Raw genomic sequence first — 17,679 nt, 5'->3', positions numbered from 1 at the left:
CATGAGCAAACGTATTGTCATTATGGGCGAGTGCATGGTCGAGCTTTATCAGTTGGTCGACAATGTCTATCACCAGAATTTTGCCGGAGATGTGTTTAATACCGCCGTGTACTTAAAGCGTACCTGCGAAAACCCGGTCGATGTGCAGTTTTTTACTGCAGTCGGTACTGATCTTATCAGTGACAAGCTGGTACGCGCCGTTGAGCGGGAAAAAATAGACACCAGCCTGATGCTGCGCACCAAAACTGCCCGGCCCGGCCTGTATATGATTAATACCGATGCGTTTGGCGAGCGCAGTTTTGTTTACTGGCGCGACAGCTCTGCCGCTAAACAGGTATTGCAGTGTTTTAACGCCCAGTTAAATTACGATGCTATTAAAGGCTGCGATATGTTTTATTTCTCCGGCATTACGCTGGCGATTTTATCTGATGCCGACAGAGTCCAATTGTTCGAGCTGGTTAGCCGGTTAAAAGCCGATGGCAGCCAGATTATCTTTGATCCGAATTACCGCCCGGCGCTTTGGCAAAACGCTGATGCAGCCAAAGCGGCCTTTATTCAGGCTTACAGCCTGGCTGATATGGCGCTGCCGGGGCTGGACGATCATCGCGTGTTATTTGATGCACAAACCACCAATGATGTGGTTGAGCAGTTAACAGAGCTGGGTGTGGCCGAAATTATTGTTAAAGATGGCAAAAACGGTATTAACGGCCGCTATCAGCAACAGGGTTTTACGGCGCTGGCGCATCCGGTTAAGAAGGTAGTAGATACCACGGCAGCCGGCGATTCATTTAACGGCGGTTATCTGGCAGCGCGTTTAGGTGGTATAGCGCCGCAGCATGCAGTGAAGTTTGCTGCTCGTTTAGCGGGCTTTGTCGTTGAACACACCGGCGCTATTGTCAGCAAGGATCACTTTAACGGCTTTTGGGCGCAGAACCGGCCTTCGCTGTTTGTGAAGTAGCCAAGGGTTCAGTGGCTTCGGCACGAACCGGTTTGCTCACGCTGACACGCCGTGAATACGTCCCTGTAGGCTCGATTACAAACTTCATCCGTGAAGTTTGTCCGTTGGACCAGCGGAGCTGTTCAAATTCGTTCCGGACGAATTTGTCAGGCATCCATGCCTTCAACGGTCAGCTTACAGCAAACCGATTCTCGCTGTAGCAAAACGTCAAAAGCAGGTTGGAACCCCGAAGCGCACAGCTAACGATTGATGTATCACCGAAATAACAAAGCGAAACAGTTAAGGGTATAGCAAAGCCTCTGCCGCAAGGATGCGGCAGAAGAGTCTACAGGGAGGTATTTACGACGTCTTTGCGTTCCCTTAACTGTGAAGCCAGCAACGGTAACAGAACAAAGCAACATAAGAAGATCCGGCCCAAGCCGGGCAAGCGTCGCATCTGACCCTGACTAACAACCAAGTCAATTTTGTTAGAAGGAGCAAGGCATGAGTTTAGCAACAGTTTTTCCGCAAGCGGCTGATATACCGGCAGAGTTTGCCCATACAGGCGAAATAACCCAGCGCGAGTATTTATTAAACGGCGAGTTGGTGCAGTGGCAGGGCGAACTTAGCCCTGTCGTTAGCCCCGTATATCTGCGCAACGAGCATGATGATGAGCTACAGCAAGTGGTACTGGGCCATACGCCGTTACTGGACGCTGACACGGCACTAAAAGCCCTCGACAGTGCAGTAAAAGCCTACGACTTAGGCCGTGGCGCCTGGCCGACGATGGCGGTACTGGAGCGTATTCAGCATGTGGAAAAATTCCTTGGGCTAATGCAATTACAGCGCGCTGAAGTTATCCGCCTGCTAATGTGGGAAATAGGCAAAACCTACCCCGATGCAGCAAAAGAATTTGACCGCACCTGTGACTATATCCGCGATACTATCGAAGCATTAAAACAGCAGGACAGAGACGCCAGCCACTTTATTATTGAGCAGGGCAGTTTAGGCAAAATCCGCCGTGTGCCGGTAGGCGTGGCGCTGTGTATGGGGCCGTTCAATTATCCGTTAAATGAAACCTTTACCACACTGATCCCGGCGCTGATTATGGGCAATACGGTGATTTTTAAACCGGCCAAATACGGTGTACTGCTTATACAGCCGCTGTTACAGGCGTTTTTACAAAGTTTCCCTGCCGGCGTGATCAACATTATTTATGGTCGCGGCCGCGAAACCGTCGGTGTGTTGATGGAAAGCGGCAAAATTGACCTGTTTGCTTTTATCGGCACCAATAAAGGCGCCAGTGATTTAAAGCGTATGCACCCCAAGCCACACCGGCTGCGCGCTGTGCTAGGGCTTGATGCCAAGAACCCGGCGATTATTTTGCCCGACGCTGATATGAGCCGCACGGTAAAAGAGTGCTTGGCCGGTAGTCTGTCATTTAACGGCCAGCGCTGTACGGCGCTGAAAATTTTGTTTGTCCATAACAGCCGCGCGGCGGAGCTGGTGGATAAACTCTCACATGCCATCGGTGAGCTAAAAGCCGGTATGCCGTGGCAGCAAGGCGTGGCAATAACCCCGCTGCCGGAGCCTGGCAAAACACAATTTCTCACAGAGTTGTTAGAAGATGCGTTAAACAAAGGCGCTGCACTGCAAAACCCCGGTGGTGGCCAAACGACTGCCTCGCTATTTATCCCGGCGCTGTTATATCCGGTAAACAGCAGTATGCGGCTGTACAACGAGGAACAATTCGGCCCGCTGGTGCCGGTAGTGCCTTATAACGATATCAACGAAGTAATTGATTATGTAGTTAATTCTAACTTTGGCCAGCAGCTGAGTATCTTCGGCCAGAACCCGCAGCAAGTGGGGGAGTTGGTAGATATTTTTGCTAACCAGGTCGGCCGCATTAATATCAACAGCCAGTGTCAGCGCGGGCCGGACAGTTTTCCGTTTAACGGCCGCAAAGACTCCGCCGAAGGTACGCTGTCGGTGGTGGATGCACTGCGGCAATTCTCTACACCAACCTTGGTGGCCGCTAAATATCAGGATAGTGATGTCGACTTTGTGAAACAGATGGTGAAAGAGCGGCATTCCCGCTTTTTATCGACGGACTTTTTGTTCTGATGTATTACCGGCTGCGTCATCTGCTGCTATTGGTTGGTTTGTTGTTGCCCTGTGTTGCCAGCGCAAGTTACTGGCAGGATCTGCAGCTACCGGCACAGTGGCAGCAGTATGTAGCGGATTCAGCACAGCTGCTACAACAGGATACTGCGGCGCTGGCGGCTGAGCAACAGGGTGGAGCGCTAACTGCGGCAACCAAGCACAACCAGTTTGGTTTAACCGGCATTCGCAATGCGGCTCAAGCGCAAGCAGTACTAAGCTTTCAAACACCTTCAGGCGGCTGGAGCAAACGCACCGATATGCGTATTGCCAGGCAACGGGGCCAGCAGTTTGGCTCGGAACCTAATTATGTGCCTACCTTTGATAATGATGCCACCAGCACGCAGTTGCACTGGCTGGCTGATTTTTACCCGCAAGCAACACCGCAACTGCAACAACATATGATGCAGGCGATAGAGCGGGGAGTGGCGCTGGTGTTAAAAGCGCAGTATCCCAATGGCGGTTTTCCGCAGTCTTACCCGCTGCGTGGTGGTTATCATGACGCCATAACGCTGAACGACCATGCCCTGTATCAGTTAATGCAGTTGTTGTGGCAGGTAGCACACGAGCCACGCTTTGCCATGCTGGCCGACAATACTAAAACAGAGGCCGCAGCTGCTTTTTATCATGCGGTGAACTGGCTGCTGGCTAATCAGGTCGTCGTCGACGGCAAGCGCACTGCATGGGGCGCACAGCACCACCCATTAACGGGTGAGCCGGTAACGGCGCGCAAGTATGAGAAAGCTGCTCTGGTTAGCAGCGAAAGTGCAAAAATTCTGCAGTTGTTGCTGCGTTATGCGCCAGATTACCCCGGCGTAGCGCAAAGCCTGGCGGAAGCCGCCAACTGGTTGAGGGATAAGCAGATCAGCGACAAAGATCGCCATCGTGACGTTGATGGCCGCTTGTCATTAATAGACAGCCCGGGCAAGGTGATTTGGGCGCGGTTCTATGATCTGAAGACCGGTTTGCCGGTATTTTTTGACCGTGACGGCAAAACCTACAGCGATATCAGCCAGGTATCGCTGGAACGCCAGCGCGGTTATGGCTGGTATCAAAGCGTTGCGGCAGAGTTTTTGACAGAATATGACCAGACTGGCGCAGACGCACATTGTCGTAACTTTGGCCTCGATACACCAGGCGGCAGGGATGGTGTGGTGCTTAAAGTAATCAACCTGAACCGCAACGGGCCTGGCTCTCTGGCCGCAGCCCTGGCACACAGCGGGCCGCGCATCGTGGTGTTTGAAGTAGCGGGTGTGATTGACCTTGAACGCACTAATCTGGAAATAAACCAGCCGTACCTGACCATCGCCGGTGAAACAGCACCTGCTCCCGGTATTACATTGATTAAAGGCGGCCTGCGCATTATCAGCCATGATGTGATAGTGCGGCATTTACATATCCGTCCGGGCGATGCCGGTTTGCCAAAGCGCGCCGGTTGGGACACCGACGGTATAGCGGTAACCGGCAGCAATGCCTGCAATGTGTTGGTCGAGCATAACTCTATCAGCTGGGCCACTGACGAGCTGGTGTCGGCTTCCGGTCCGCGTGATAAAGGGCCGCAGGCAACGTCGAAGCACATTACCTTTCGGTATAATATTCTGGCCGAAGCGCTGGACTATGCTACTCACGTTAAAGGCAAACACAGTAAAGGTGCATTGGTGCACGATTTTAGCCAGCACGTTGCTTTTATCGGTAACCTGTTTGCCCACAATGCACGGCGTAACCCGTATTTTAAAGCTCATACTACGGGTGTGGTGCTGAATAACATCATTTATAACGCCGATGCCAATGCCGTGAAGCTGGGTTTTATTGATACTGAATGGGCGCATACTGCCTTTAATCCGAAGAACCCGCAGGTAGCGGTGATAGGTAATGTGCTGCGCTATGGCCGTGATTCATATTCGGATTTAGCCCTGGTGTCTTATCATGGCGATGCTTACCTGCAAGATAATCTGACCTTTAACCTTGATGACAAAGCTATGTACGACACTGCCGGGGTTATCACACCTTTAGTTGCTGCACCGGTGTGGCCGAAAGGCGTTCGCGTTATGGCAGCAAAAGAGGTCGAACACCAGCTGTTACCTGTTGTTGGAGCACGATACTGGCAGCGTGACATAACCGACCAGCGTATCGTGCAAAGTTATGTTGACCGTAATGGCCGTATTATCGACAGCCAACAGCAAGTGGGTGGCTATCCGCAAATTAAGCCGCTGTACCGGCCTCTGCAGGTGCCAACAGACAATATCAACGCCTGGCTGGACAGCTTTATTCCGGCCGGTAACAAAAAACAGGAACCTTAAGTTATGCGTATCGAACATGTCGCTTTTAATGTTGTTGAGCCGACACTGATGGCCAACTGGTATAGGCAGCATCTGGGCTTTAGCTTAAAACGGGCATTAGATGATGCAGCACAAACGCATTTTCTCGCCGACGACAGCGGCGTCATGATGATAGAAATTTATTGCAACCCGGCCGATCAGGTACCCGATTACACCGCTATGGACCCGCTGATTTTGCATCTGGCGCTGGTATCTGCCGATCCGGCCGCCGACAGTGCCCGCTTAATCGCCGCCGGCGCCAGCCATGTTACCGACGTGCATCTGAACGACGGCTCGCACCTGGCCATGTTACGCGATCCTTGGGGCTTAGCACTGCAACTGTGCCGGCGCGGTGGTGGCAGGTAAAACAGCGTGTTATAGCAGTTGAAACTACATTAGTTATGAATAAATTATTCACTTACAAATTTATATAGTAAAAAATTTATGCAAGCTACGCGTGAATACCGTATTATCGGTTAATCTAGGTTTAGTTTCTCAGCGCCAGAGGTTTGCATGCAACCGCAGTTTATTCAGGCCGTTAAACAGCTTATTCCGGCTGAACGTTATTTTGACGACCCCATCGCTACGCTTGCCTTTGGCACCGATGCCAGCTTTTACCGTATGCTGCCTAAATTAGTGCTGCGCATTGAAAGCGAAGCTGAAGTGGTGGCGCTGCTAAAACTGGCAAACGACTTTAAGGTTGCGCTAACCTTTCGCGCCGCCGGCACCAGTTTATCCGGCCAGGCGGTAACCGATTCTGTGTTGCTGGTGCTGGGCGAAAACTGGCAGCAGCGTGAAGTGCGTGGCTTAGGCGAGCAAATACGGCTGCAGCCCGGTGTTATCGGCGCTGCGGCTAACAGCGTACTGACAAAATTTCAGCGCAAAATCGGCCCTGATCCGGCGTCAATTAACAGCTGCAAAATTGGCGGTATCGTAGCCAATAATGCCAGCGGTATGTGCTGCGGTACCGCGCATAACAGTTTTAATACGCTCTCAGCGATGCGATTGGTGTTGTTTGACGGCACTGTACTGGATACTGAAGATGCGCAAAGCGTAGCGGCGTTTCGCCAGACACATGCCAAACTTTTAGCCGAGCTGGCTTTGCTGGGCAAACAAACCCGGGATAACCCCGAGCTTAACGCAAGAATTCGCCATAAGTACCGCTTAAAAAATACCACCGGCTTTTCGCTCAATGCGCTAACCGAATTTACCGATCCTATCGATATCCTGACCCATTTAATGGTCGGCTCTGAAGGCTGCCTCGGTTTTATCAGCGCCGTAACCTACAACACCGTGCCGGATTATCCGCACCGGGCAAGTGCGTTGCTGGTGTTTCCGTCAGTGGAAAGCTGCTGCCGTGCTGTTACGGTATTAAAGCAGCAGCCGGTATCGGCGGTAGAGCTACTGGATAGGCGCAGCCTGCGCTCTGTAGAGCATAAGCCTGGTATGCCCGCCTGGGTAAGGGGCTTGTCTGATAATGCCTGTGCTTTGCTGATAGAAAGTACGGCGATAAACGCCACCCTATTGCAGCAGCAACTGACACAGGTACGCAGTGCTTTAGCTGGTTTTACGCTGGAGCAGCAGGTCGATTTTAGTACTGACGCAGCCGTATACAACCAGCTATGGGCCATACGCAAAGGTACTTTCCCGGCGGTAGGAGCGGTGCGTAAAACCGGCACTACGGTGATTATTGAAGATGTTACTTTTCCGGTTGAGCAACTGGCTGAAGGGGTATCGCGTCTACAGCAGTTGTTTGATAAGTACTACTACCATGAAGCGATTATTTTTGGCCACGCCTTAGAGGGCAACCTGCATTTTGTTTTTACTCAGGGCTTTGATGATACAACACAGGTTGCACGTTACGATGCGTTTATGCAGGAAGTAGCGCAGCTGGTAGCGGTAGAGTTTGGTGGCTCACTTAAAGCTGAACACGGCACCGGCCGTAATATGGCACCTTTTGTTGAGCTGGAGTGGGGCACAGAGGCCTATACACTGATGTGGCAGATTAAAAAGCTGCTGGATCCGCAGCATATTCTGAACCCGGACGTCGTGCTAAGTTACAACAGCCAGTTGCATTTGCAAAACCTTAAACCCTTACCTGCTACTAACCCGCTGGTAGATAAATGTATTGAATGCGGCTTTTGTGAGCCGGTGTGCCCGTCACGCAAACTAACGCTGACGCCACGCCAGCGTATCGTTACCCAGCGCGAAATTTCGCGTTTACAACGCAGTGGCGACGAGCCAGAGCGGCTGGCTGACCTTAATAAAGCTTATCAGTATGCCGGTAACGACACCTGTGCCGCCTGTGGTATGTGCAGTACCGCCTGCCCGGTGGGCATTAATACCGGCGACCTTACCCGGCAGTTGCGGGCAGAACATAACCGCCCCTGGCAGGGGCTGGCAGCTTTTATTGCCCGGCATTTTACAGCAGTATCGGCTATGGCCCGTGCCGGCCTGGCTATGGGCACTATGTTTGCCAAACTGTTGCCACTGCGTGCGTTGTGGCATAGCGCTATGCCAACAGCGAACTATAACAATGTGCTGCCAGTAGCTCATGCAGATACCCAGCTGAAACCTGTTATCTATTTAGCCAGCTGCTCTGGCCGGGTAATGTCACCTCAGGCAGGCAGTAAAGACAAACGCAGTCTGCAACAGGTAAGCGCTCACTTACTTGCTAAAGCTGGTTATCAGCTGATAATGCCAGAGGGTCTTGGCAGCCAGTGCTGCGGTATGCCGTTTCAATCGAAGGGCCAGTTTGCTGTTGCCACGCAAAAACAGCGTGAGCTGGAGCAGTGGCTACTCGACGTAAGTAATAATGGTGAAATCCCTATTTTGTCTGATACCAGCCCGTGCAGTTTAACCCTGCAGGGCAAACTTGATGACAGGCTCAGTATTTTCGACAGCGTCGATTTTTTGCATGATAAAGTGCTGCCTAAGCTAAATATTAAGCCACTGTCAGAGCCGGTAGCACTGCATATTACCTGCAGCGCCAGCCAGTTGGGCCAGGCAGATAAACTAAAACAGTTGCTTAAAGCTTGCAGCAATACTGTCGTGATCCCCGAGGGTATCAGTTGCTGTGGTTTTGCCGGCGATAAAGGCTTTGTCTTGCCAGAGTTAAATGCTTCGGCGTTGTCTAGCTTAAAACAGCAGGTAAGTGGGTGCTCACAAGGTGTGTCAACCAGCCGCACCTGTGAGATTGGTTTATCCCGTCACGCTGGTATTGAATATCAGCACATTGTTTACCTGCTTGATCGTTGCAGCAACTAAACTGCAATAATTTAAATACCAGTGCAAATTACTGATAAGCTTAACTGACTTGATGAGATCCTGCTGGCGTAGTATCACCGTTTACTAACGTTTTCAGCGGGTAAAAGAGAGCGGGGAGTTTATGCTGCAGGCGCCAATACCACAGAACGAAGCAGATCGTTTGGCGGCACTTCAGGCAACTGAATTGCTGGATACTGCTTGTGAAGCCCGGTTTGATCGTTTAACCCATCTGGTGCAGCAATGTATGGATGCAGGAATTGTACTGATTTCATTGGTCGATAAAGAACGGCAATGGTTTAAATCACGTCAGGGCTTGGATGCTTGTGAAACCTGCCGCAATATTTCTTTCTGTGGCCATGCAATTCTTGACGACGATATTTTTGAGGTCAGCGATGCCCGGGCGGATAGTCGCTTTGCTGATAATCCGTTAGTCACCGAGGCGCCTTTTATCCGGTTTTATGCCGGAGCGCCACTGCTATTCGCCGGGCAGCGAATAGGTACTTTATGCCTTATCAGCAGCGTACCCCGCAAGTTGACGGCTAAAGAAAGGCTAATCTTACGCGAATTTGCGGATGCGGTTGAGCAGGAAATTAAAGATCGACAGCAGGAACACGCTAAACAGGAACTGGCTACCAGCCGGGACCAGTTTCAACGTTTGGTGGCTAATATTCCTGGTATAACCTACCGCTGCAAAGCTGACGCTGACTGGACCATGCTATATATGAGCAGCGGCATTGATTCTTTATCAGGTTATCCTGCCAGTGATTTCATCGATAATCAGCTACGTAGCTATGCCAGTGTAATATATCCTGATGACAGAGAGCGGGTGTCACTGGCTGTCGCAGAGGCCATAGCTCTTAAACAAAGCTGGCTGTTGCAATACCGTATGCTGCACAAAGATGGGCATATTTGTTGGGTAGAGGAACGTGGCAGGGCGGAATTTGATGACCAAGGCCAGCTGAGTTTTCTCGATGGTTTAATTCTGGATATCAGCGAGGAAAAAAGGCTGAAGCGGCAGCTGATTACGCTGACATCACAATTGCCTGGTGTGGTATATCAGTATCAGCATTGGCCTGATGGCCGTACCGCTTTTCCTTATGCCAGTCCGGCGATACAAAAAATTTATGGTGTTACGCCTGAGCAGGTAAAAGAGGACGCTAGTTTGGTGTTCTCAAAACTTTATGCGGAAGATTTACCAGCGCTGATTGCGAGCATTGAGCAATCCGGTCGTGACTTAACGATCTGGCAGCATGAATACCGGGTGTATCGTGAGGGGGGCACTCTGGCGTGGTTATCGGGTCGCGCTTTGCCGGAGAAAATGCCTGATGGCAGTATTTTATGGCATGGTTATATTCAGGATATTACTGAGACAAAACAGTATTACCTGCAGTTAGAGTTAGCAAACCGGGAGTTGGAACTGGTAAGGGAGAGGTTAAATACGGCCAGTGAAAATGCGCTGATTGGCTTTTGGCAGGCAAACCTTGAAACTGGAGATTTATGGTGGTCCCCTGTTATTTATCAGATATTTGGCTTTGATGAAGCTAACACCCAGCCTAGTGCAGCCTTGTTTAAAAGCACCGTACATCCGGATGACTGGCGCCTGATTAAACAAAGTGAAAAAATGGCACTGGAAACCGGAATTCACGATGTGGTGCATCGTATTATCCGCCCGGATGGCTCTATTCGCTGGGTACATGAATTAGCTCGTATGTCACCGGCGGAGAATAAACAACATGTTTTTATCGGCTCAGTGCAGGATGTTACTGAGCGCGTGCAGCTGCAACAGTTAAAAGATGAGTTTATCTCGACGGTAAGTCATGAGCTGAGAACACCTTTGACATCGATAAAAGGTGCGTTGGGATTACTCAATTCAGGCACACTGGGTGAAGCGCCACAAAGCATGAGCCAGTTATTACAGGTAGCCCACAGTAACAGCGAAAGATTGTCTCAGCTTATCAATGATTTGCTGGATATTGAAAAACTGGTGGCGGGGAAAATGCGGTTCGACTTGCATGCGGTAGAGGTAAATGCAGAGCTGGAATATGCGCTGCACAATCTGCAACCTTATGCCAATCAGTATAGTGTCGAACTGCAGTTACAGCCGATTACACCAGAGCTGAGCATTACTGCTGACAAATTTCGTCTGCAGCAGGTTATTACCAATCTGGTATCGAATGCGATTAAGTTTTCTGGTAAAAACAGCATCGTCAAAGTAGCGGCAACACGACAGGCAGATCAGATCCGGATAGAGATTCAGGACTCCGGTATCGGTATAGCCAGTGAGTTTCAGCCGAGAATATTTGAGCGTTTTGCTCAGGCTGATGGTTCCAGCAGCAGGCAGAGTGGTGGCACTGGGTTAGGGCTGGCTATCTGCAAAGAGTTAGTAGAGCAAATGGGCGGCATTATTGGTTTTAGCTCGGTATTGCATCAGGGATCGGTATTCTTTTTTATGTTGCCGATACACCCGGAAAGCATATGAAGTAGCATGGCAGGCAGTTAATTAATGAAAACACAAAACAATAAAACGGACTTAACTGCAGCATTTAGTCAGATACGGCAACGCTTTGCAGACAGTTTGCCACAGCGCGCGTCAGCGATGTCTGAGGCAGTGCAGCAGCACAACGCAGCTGGAATGCTGCGCACTGTGATCGTTGAATCACATAAACTGGCGGGTGCCTGCGGTACTTTTGGTTACAGTATGCTGGGTGCTATGGCCAGGCAGATAGAGCAACTGGCGCGCGTAGTGCAGCAAAGAGCTGTAGCCGAACAGGAGCAAGCTATTCCTGAGTTGATTAATCTGGTCCGACAGTTTGAACGTGCAGTAATGCAAACGATGCAGACAACTGATCTGGACGGGAAACAGGCTCAGGTTGTGTCTGTCGCAAAAGACAGCGTCTGGCTGTTACTGGATAACAAACCGCTGGCGGAAGAGATCAGCGTGCAGTTACAGGGGTTTGGCCTTCAGGTGCAGATGTTTGATGAGTTTTCACAGCTTGGTGCCCGGCTCCGGGAACAGACGCCAGCAATTGTGTTTAGCGCCACAACATTACAGTACGGTGAGTCGTTATTTAAGCAAAGCTGGCTGTTAAACGAGCTGGCAAAACAGCAGAGCCGGTTAATCGTGCTGGCTGATAATGACAGTTTCGCGATGCGGGTTCGCGTGGCTCAGTTACGTGCAGAGGGGATGTTCTTTGCACCGGTAAATGTACCTGAATTAATCATGCAAGTCAGTGAGTTACTTGATTACTGCAACAGCAGTGGCAGAGTCTATATCGTTGATGACGACAAGCTGCTGGCAGAGCATTATGCATTGGTGCTTACACAGGTGGGTATTGAAACCAGGATTAGCAGCAAAATTGAAAATATTATTGATGAAGTGATGCAGTTTCAGCCGGATCTGATCCTGATGGATATCTATATGCCGGAGTATTCCGGTGCTGAAATTGCTGGTGTGTTGCGCCAGTATCGCAGTTTAAAACGCATACCTATAGTATTTTTATCATCAGAGCAAAACAAGTCTTTGCAAATCAGCGCTATGTCTCATGGTGCTGATGACTTTATCACTAAACCGATCGATGATGTGCAACTGGCTCAGGCCCTGAAAGTCCGTCTGGCTCGCAGTTTGCAGCTGAAAAACCTGATTGAAAAAGATAGTCTGACATCACTGATAAAACATGGTGCAATTAAAGATGCTGCTAACATGGAGTTTATGCGGGCACAGCGCAGTAAAAATCCACTGAGTATTGTGATGCTGGATATTGACCATTTTAAGCGGGTAAACGACAGCTACGGCCATGCGACCGGCGACACAGTGATTACTGCATTAGCAACGCTGCTGCGTAAAAGGATCCGCAAAACAGACCGGGCTGGTCGCTATGGCGGCGAGGAGTTTTTGTTGGTGTTGCCAGATTGTCCGACAGAGCAGGCACAGCAGTTGGCGGTGCAAATTCTGGAGTCTTTTGCCGCCTTGCATTTTAATGTGCAGGAACAACAGTTCAGCTGTACTTTTTCTGCCGGGGTGGTATCAACCCACGATCAAAATTTTGATGGCGCTGCGCAAATGATTGCTGCTGCGGATAAAGCGTTGTATCAGGCTAAAGATGCCGGGCGTAATCAGGTTAAATGCGGCGCAACATAATTAGTTACGCCGCTTTGTAACTGAAGGTTATAGATTTTTCAGGATGCTATCCGGCAGTGCCAGATCATCATTGCGGTTAACACCGACACCACGCTCAAGAATATTCTTTGCAATTTGCTTGGCTTCATCCAGTGAGTGCATTTGTGCAGTGCCGCACTGGTAAATATTCAGCTCAGGAATATCGCTTTGGCTGGCAACATGCAACACATTGTCCATTGCCGCTTGCCAGGCTTTGGCGACACGTTGCTCGTCCGGGGTGCCAATTAAGCTCATATAAAAGCCGGTGCGACAGCCCATCGGCGAAATGTCGATAATTTCTACGTCGTTGCCATTTAAATGGTCGCGCATAAAACCGGCAAATAAATGCTCCAGTGTATGAATACCTTTTTCCGACAAAATTTCTTCATTTGGTACGCAAAAACGCAAATCAAATACCGTAATGGCATCGCCCTTAGGCGTATTCATTTTCTTTGCCACGCGCACCGCGGGGGCTTTCATAATGGTATGGTCTACGGTGAAACTGTCGAGTAATGGCATAACAACACCTTCAAAATAAATGCTACAGATGGTGGCTATTATAGGCAGGTAAAGGCCGATAAGTTAACCGTTATCGGCAGATAACAGCGTTAAACCGGCGCTAAAACCGGATTAACTGCGCAGATGGCAAAATTTTTAATCTAATAACCTTGAATGGATCAGGGCTAATCCCCATTAATCGCTCAACGCAATTTGTGATTGTTCAGAATATATAAGTGGAGTGTAGTTATGGGCAGAATTATCGGTATTGACTTAGGTACAACCAACTCTTGTGTTGCAGTTTTAGATGGCGACAAACCACGCGTATTAGAAAACGCTGAAGGTACCCGTACCACGCCCTCTATTATTGCTTACGCTGAAGATGGCGAAGTATTAGTTGGCCAGCCGGCAAAACGTCAGGCAGTGACCAACCCGAAAAACACCTTATTCGCGATTAAGCGTTTAATTGGCCGTCGCTTTGAAGACGAAGAAGTACAACGCGACATCAAAATTATGCCTTACGCTATCGTAAAAGCAGATAATGGCGATGCCTGGGTTGAAGTTAAAGGCAAAAAGTTAGCCGCACCGCAAATTTCAGCTGAAGTGCTGAAAAAAATGAAGAAAACTGCAGAAGACTTCTTAGGTGAAGCGGTAACTGCAGCAGTAATTACGGTACCAGCATACTTTAACGATGCGCAGCGCCAGGCAACCAAAGATGCCGGCCGTATCGCGGGCTTAGATGTTAAGCGTATTATTAACGAGCCAACCGCAGCCGCGCTGGCTTATGGTATGGATAAGAAGAAAGGCGACACCAAGGTTGCGGTATATGACTTAGGTGGCGGTACTTTTGATATCTCTATCATTGAAATTGACGATGTAGACGGCGAGCAAACTTTTGAAGTACTGGCCACTAACGGTGATACCCACTTAGGTGGTGAAGACTTCGATAACCGTTTAATCAATTACTTAGTTGAAGAATTCAAAAAAGAGCAGGGCATTGACCTGCGTAACGATCCACTGGCCATGCAGCGCTTAAAAGAGTCTGCTGAAAAAGCCAAGATTGAGCTGTCGTCAGCGTCACAAACAGAAGTGAACCTGCCGTACATTACTGCTGATGCCTCAGGCCCGAAACACCTGAACATCAAAGTAACCCGTGCCAAGCTGGAATCTTTAGTAGAAGACTTAATTCAGCGCACTATTGAGCCGCTGAAACAAGCACTGAAAGATGCCGATTTAAGCGTGGGTGAAATTAACGACATCATCCTGGTGGGCGGTCAAACACGGATGCCAAAAGTTCAGGAAGCAGTAACAGCTTTCTTTGGCAAAGAGCCACGTAAAGACGTAAACCCGGATGAAGCGGTAGCGGTGGGTGCGGCTATTCAGGGCGCGGTACTGTCAGGTGATGTTAAAGACGTATTGCTGCTTGACGTTACGCCACTGTCACTGGGTATTGAAACCATGGGCAGCGTAATGACAGCGTTGATTGAGAAAAATACCACGATCCCAACGAAGAAATCGCAGGTGTTCTCTACAGCTGAAGACAACCAGTCTGCGGTAACTATTCACGTGCTGCAGGGCGAGCGTAAGCGCGCTTCTGACAATAAGTCACTGGGTCAGTTTAACTTAGAAGGTATTCGCGGCGGTCGTCGTGGCGAGCCACAAATCGAAGTCGTATTCGATTTAGACGCCGACGGTATTCTGCATGTATCTGCTAAAGATAAAGATACCGGTAAAGAGCAAAAAATCACCATCAAGGCTAACTCTGGTTTGAGTGATGAAGAAATTCAGGCCATGGTACGCGATGCTGAAGCGCACGCTGAAGACGATAAAAAGTTTGAAGAGTTAGTGCAAACCCGTAACCAGGCCGATGCGATGGTGCATGCTACCCGCAAACAACTGGAAGAAGTAGGCACAACACTGGCAGAAAATGATAAAGAAGCCATTGAAACGGCAATCAAAGAGCTGGAAGCTGTGTTAAAAGGCAGCGACAAAGCGGCAATTGATGAGAAGTCTCAGGCACTTATTCAGGCATCACAAAAGCTGATGGAAGCGGCTCAGGCCAAAGCCCAGCAAGGCGGCAGCGATGCAGGCCAGCAGGCTGGCGGCAACGACGACGTGGTTGATGCTGAGTTTGAAGAAGTGAAAGACGACAAAAAATAATTAAGGTTTAACCGGGCTGTAGTAAACTGCAGCCCCTTTAACATGAGAAGTTAGCACTAAGCTATGTCGAAGCGTGACTATTATGAAGTACTAGGTGTCGCTAAAGGCGCCGACGATAAAGACATCAAAAAGGCTTATAAACGCCTCGCCATGAAATTTCACCCGGACAGAACTCAGGGTGACAAAGCCATGGAAGAGAAGTTTAAAGAAGTCCAGGAAGCCTATGAGGTGTTGTCGGATGAACAAAAACGCGCAGCCTATGACCGTTATGGCCATGCCGGAGTAGATCCAAACCGCGGTGGCGCTGGTGCAGGCAATGCTGATTTTGGCGATATTTTTGGTGATGTATTCGGTGATATCTTCGGTGGCGGTGGCCGTCGGGGCCAGTCACGGGCACAACGCGGTTCAGATTTACGCTATAACCTCGAACTGAGCCTGGAAGAAGCAGTGCGCGGCAAATCGGTCGATATTAAAGTACCGACAATGGTGGGCTGCGATAGCTGTGATGGCTCGGGTGCGAAAAAAGGCACCTCAGCCAAGAGCTGCCCAACCTGTCATGGTGCTGGTCAGGTTACTATGCGTCAGGGCTTTTTTGCTGTGCAGCAAACCTGCCCAACCTGTAATGGCCGTGGCAAGATTATTCCTGAACCGTGCACTAAGTGTCATGGCGAAGGCCGCGTAGAGAAAACCAAAACGCTGTCGGTGAAAATTCCGGCCGGCGTAGACACTGGTGATCGCATCCGTTTAACCGGCGAAGGTGAAGCTGGCATGCATGGCGCACCGGCAGGGGACCTGTACGTGCAGGTGCATGTTAAAGAGCACCCGATTTTCGTGCGTGATGGCAACAACCTGTACTGCGATGTACCACTGAGTTTTACTATTGCTGCGCTGGGTGGTGAAATTGATGTGCCAACGCTGGATGGCCGCGTTAAGCTGAAAATTCCGGCAGAAACACAAACCGAAAAAATGTTCCGCCTGCGTGGTAAAGGCGTGCAATCGGTACGTGGTGGCGGCGTAGGTGATCTGGTCTGTAAGGTTGTGATCGAAACTCCGGTTAACCTGAGTGATAAGCAAAAAGACTTACTGCGTCAGCTGGATGACAGCATGGCGGGTGATGGCGAGGCTAAACACCGGCCTAAATCGAAAGGCTTCTTTGATGGTGTGAAGAAGTTCTTTGATGATTTAACCAGTTAAGTTGTAATGAAAAACCACCTGCGGGTGGTTTTTTATTGCTCAACAGATACAATAACAAGACATTGCGGCGCCAGCTGCGGTAAAAGTGTCAAATAAGGATATGCTCATGTTGAAAAAGTTATTACTGCTTACCACCTGTTCTTTACTGATTGTGGCCTGCGCGCAATCGCCCACCGGGCGTCGCCAGATTATGCTGTTTAATGATGCTGAACTGAGCAAAATGGGCGTACAAACTTTTGAGACGATGAAAGCGGAAACGCCCATTTCCAAAGATCGGCGCACAAATGAGTATGTACAATGTGTAGCGGGTGCTTTACTTAAGGTTACGCCACAGGAGTTTATGGGCAATACCTGGGAAATCGTGGTATTCGATTCAGAGCAGGTGAATGCTTTTGCACTGCCAGGTGGCAAGATAGGTGTTTATACCGGTTTATTAAAAGTAGCTGAGAACCAGAATCAGCTGGCAGCAGTTGTCGGTCACGAAATTGCGCACGTAATGGCGGGCCATAGCAATGAGCGTCTGTCTACCAACCAGTTTATTCAAACAGCGATGACATTGGGCGATGCGGCCATGAAAGCCTATAACGTGCAGTATCAGCAGCAACTGATGACAGCTTTTGGCTTAGGTGCTCAGGTGGGCGTTGCACTGCCATTTAGCCGGGCACATGAAAGTGAAGCCGATATTATGGGCCTGGATTTAATGGCAAAGGCGGGTTTTGAGCCACGTCAGGCGGTTAATTTATGGCAGAATATGGCGGCTCAGGGCGGTGGTGGCACACCACAAATTCTGTCTACCCACCCGTTGCCGGAAAATCGCATCACGGCTTTGCGTGATAATATGCCGCAAGCAATGAAAACGTATAACGACCGCAAAGCCACTGCCGCTTTGCCTAACTGTAAAGCCTGATTTTAGCGTCAGCTTGTTTTACAACTTATGATGCTGTAAGTTCAGGTTTAAGAATTTTCTTATGCCTGATATGAAGTTATAT

The 17,679-nt window shown here is 49.6% G+C and carries 11 protein-coding genes and 1 pseudogene; 11 read left to right on the top strand and 1 reads right to left on the bottom strand.

The window, feature by feature from the left end:
* Nucleotide 1: 1 nt before the first annotated feature.
* The 8 genes and pseudogenes from MJX74_RS12555 to MJX74_RS12525 all read left to right on the top strand — a co-directional run bounded on the left by MJX74_RS12555 (nucleotide 2) and on the right by MJX74_RS12525 (nucleotide 12,820).
* Nucleotides 2–958 carry a sugar kinase gene (locus MJX74_RS12555; RefSeq protein ID WP_240223179.1) on the top strand — a complete coding sequence of 319 codons (957 nt, stop codon included), beginning with the start codon at nucleotides 2–4 and terminating at the stop codon, nucleotides 956–958.
* Between the two features lie 483 nt (nucleotides 959–1,441).
* Nucleotides 1,442–3,061 (top strand): NADP-dependent glyceraldehyde-3-phosphate dehydrogenase, encoded by a 1,620-nt coding sequence (locus tag MJX74_RS12550; protein WP_240223178.1) that lies wholly within the window; start codon nucleotides 1,442–1,444, stop codon nucleotides 3,059–3,061.
* The gene (pelA, locus tag MJX74_RS12545) at nucleotides 3,061–5,397 is read left to right on the top strand and encodes a pectate lyase (protein WP_240223177.1); all 2,337 of its coding nucleotides are present in this window, start codon (nucleotides 3,061–3,063) and stop codon (nucleotides 5,395–5,397) included. Before MJX74_RS12550 ends, pelA begins: the two co-directional genes overlap by 1 nt.
* A gap of 3 nt (nucleotides 5,398–5,400) precedes the next feature.
* A complete protein-coding gene (locus tag MJX74_RS12540) occupies nucleotides 5,401–5,781 on the top strand; it encodes a VOC family protein (protein WP_240223176.1) in 381 nt (126 codons plus the stop codon).
* A gap of 147 nt (nucleotides 5,782–5,928) precedes the next feature.
* Complete coding sequence (locus MJX74_RS12535; RefSeq protein WP_240223175.1) at nucleotides 5,929–8,682, top strand: FAD-binding and (Fe-S)-binding domain-containing protein; 2,754 nt, start codon at nucleotides 5,929–5,931, stop codon at nucleotides 8,680–8,682.
* A 187-nt stretch (nucleotides 8,683–8,869) separates the two neighbouring features.
* A pseudogene (locus tag MJX74_RS21965) lies at nucleotides 8,870–9,289 on the top strand (GAF domain-containing protein); the annotation flags it as partial.
* 51 nt (nucleotides 9,290–9,340) lie between these two features.
* On the top strand, nucleotides 9,341–11,161 hold the full coding sequence (locus MJX74_RS12530; protein ID WP_420851406.1) for a PAS domain-containing sensor histidine kinase: 1,821 nt from the start codon (nucleotides 9,341–9,343) through the stop codon (nucleotides 11,159–11,161).
* A 24-nt stretch (nucleotides 11,162–11,185) separates the two neighbouring features.
* Nucleotides 11,186–12,820, top strand: a complete 1,635-nt coding sequence (locus tag MJX74_RS12525) for a diguanylate cyclase (RefSeq protein WP_240223173.1) — start codon at nucleotides 11,186–11,188, stop codon at nucleotides 12,818–12,820.
* Between the two features lie 27 nt (nucleotides 12,821–12,847).
* On the opposite strand, the gene luxS is transcribed toward MJX74_RS12525, so the two are convergent.
* Nucleotides 12,848–13,357, bottom strand: coding sequence for an S-ribosylhomocysteine lyase (gene luxS, locus MJX74_RS12520; RefSeq protein WP_240223172.1), 510 nt, complete (start codon nucleotides 13,355–13,357; stop codon nucleotides 12,848–12,850).
* 228 nt (nucleotides 13,358–13,585) lie between these two features.
* On the opposite strand from luxS, the gene dnaK reads away from it, so the two are divergent.
* The 3 genes from dnaK (at nucleotide 13,586) to MJX74_RS12505 (ending at nucleotide 17,597) form a co-directional block, all read left to right on the top strand.
* Nucleotides 13,586–15,496 (top strand): molecular chaperone DnaK, encoded by a 1,911-nt coding sequence (gene dnaK, locus MJX74_RS12515; protein ID WP_240223171.1) that lies wholly within the window; start codon nucleotides 13,586–13,588, stop codon nucleotides 15,494–15,496.
* A 63-nt stretch (nucleotides 15,497–15,559) separates the two neighbouring features.
* Nucleotides 15,560–16,690, top strand: a complete 1,131-nt coding sequence (dnaJ, locus tag MJX74_RS12510) for a molecular chaperone DnaJ (protein ID WP_240223170.1) — start codon at nucleotides 15,560–15,562, stop codon at nucleotides 16,688–16,690.
* A 106-nt stretch (nucleotides 16,691–16,796) separates the two neighbouring features.
* On the top strand, nucleotides 16,797–17,597 hold the full coding sequence (locus MJX74_RS12505) for a M48 family metallopeptidase (RefSeq protein ID WP_240223169.1): 801 nt from the start codon (nucleotides 16,797–16,799) through the stop codon (nucleotides 17,595–17,597).
* Nucleotides 17,598–17,679: the final 82 nt, after the last annotated feature.

It is taken from the genome of Rheinheimera hassiensis (assembly GCF_022436675.1).
In the GTDB taxonomy this organism is placed as follows: Bacteria; Pseudomonadota; Gammaproteobacteria; order Enterobacterales; family Alteromonadaceae; genus Alishewanella; species Alishewanella hassiensis.
The sequence above is the reverse complement of the archived record's forward strand: the minus strand, read 5'-3'. Positions and strand labels throughout refer to the sequence as shown.

What these genes read in the sequence shown, in the direction of transcription:
- MJX74_RS12555 (WP_240223179.1), top strand. Translation starts at nt 2, where the DNA reads ATGAGCAAACGTATTGTCATTATGGGCGAGTGCATGGTCGAGCTTTAT.
- MJX74_RS12550 (WP_240223178.1), top strand. Translation starts at nt 1,442, where the DNA reads ATGAGTTTAGCAACAGTTTTTCCGCAAGCGGCTGATATACCGGCAGAG.
- pelA (WP_240223177.1), top strand. Translation starts at nt 3,061, where the DNA reads ATGTATTACCGGCTGCGTCATCTGCTGCTATTGGTTGGTTTGTTGTTG.
- MJX74_RS12540 (WP_240223176.1), top strand. Translation starts at nt 5,401, where the DNA reads ATGCGTATCGAACATGTCGCTTTTAATGTTGTTGAGCCGACACTGATG.
- MJX74_RS12535 (WP_240223175.1), top strand. Translation starts at nt 5,929, where the DNA reads ATGCAACCGCAGTTTATTCAGGCCGTTAAACAGCTTATTCCGGCTGAA.
- MJX74_RS12525 (WP_240223173.1), top strand. Translation starts at nt 11,186, where the DNA reads ATGAAAACACAAAACAATAAAACGGACTTAACTGCAGCATTTAGTCAG.
- luxS (WP_240223172.1), bottom strand. Translation starts at nt 13,357, where the DNA reads ATGCCATTACTCGACAGTTTCACCGTAGACCATACCATTATGAAAGCC.
- dnaK (WP_240223171.1), top strand. Translation starts at nt 13,586, where the DNA reads ATGGGCAGAATTATCGGTATTGACTTAGGTACAACCAACTCTTGTGTT.
- dnaJ (WP_240223170.1), top strand. Translation starts at nt 15,560, where the DNA reads ATGTCGAAGCGTGACTATTATGAAGTACTAGGTGTCGCTAAAGGCGCC.
- MJX74_RS12505 (WP_240223169.1), top strand. Translation starts at nt 16,797, where the DNA reads ATGTTGAAAAAGTTATTACTGCTTACCACCTGTTCTTTACTGATTGTG.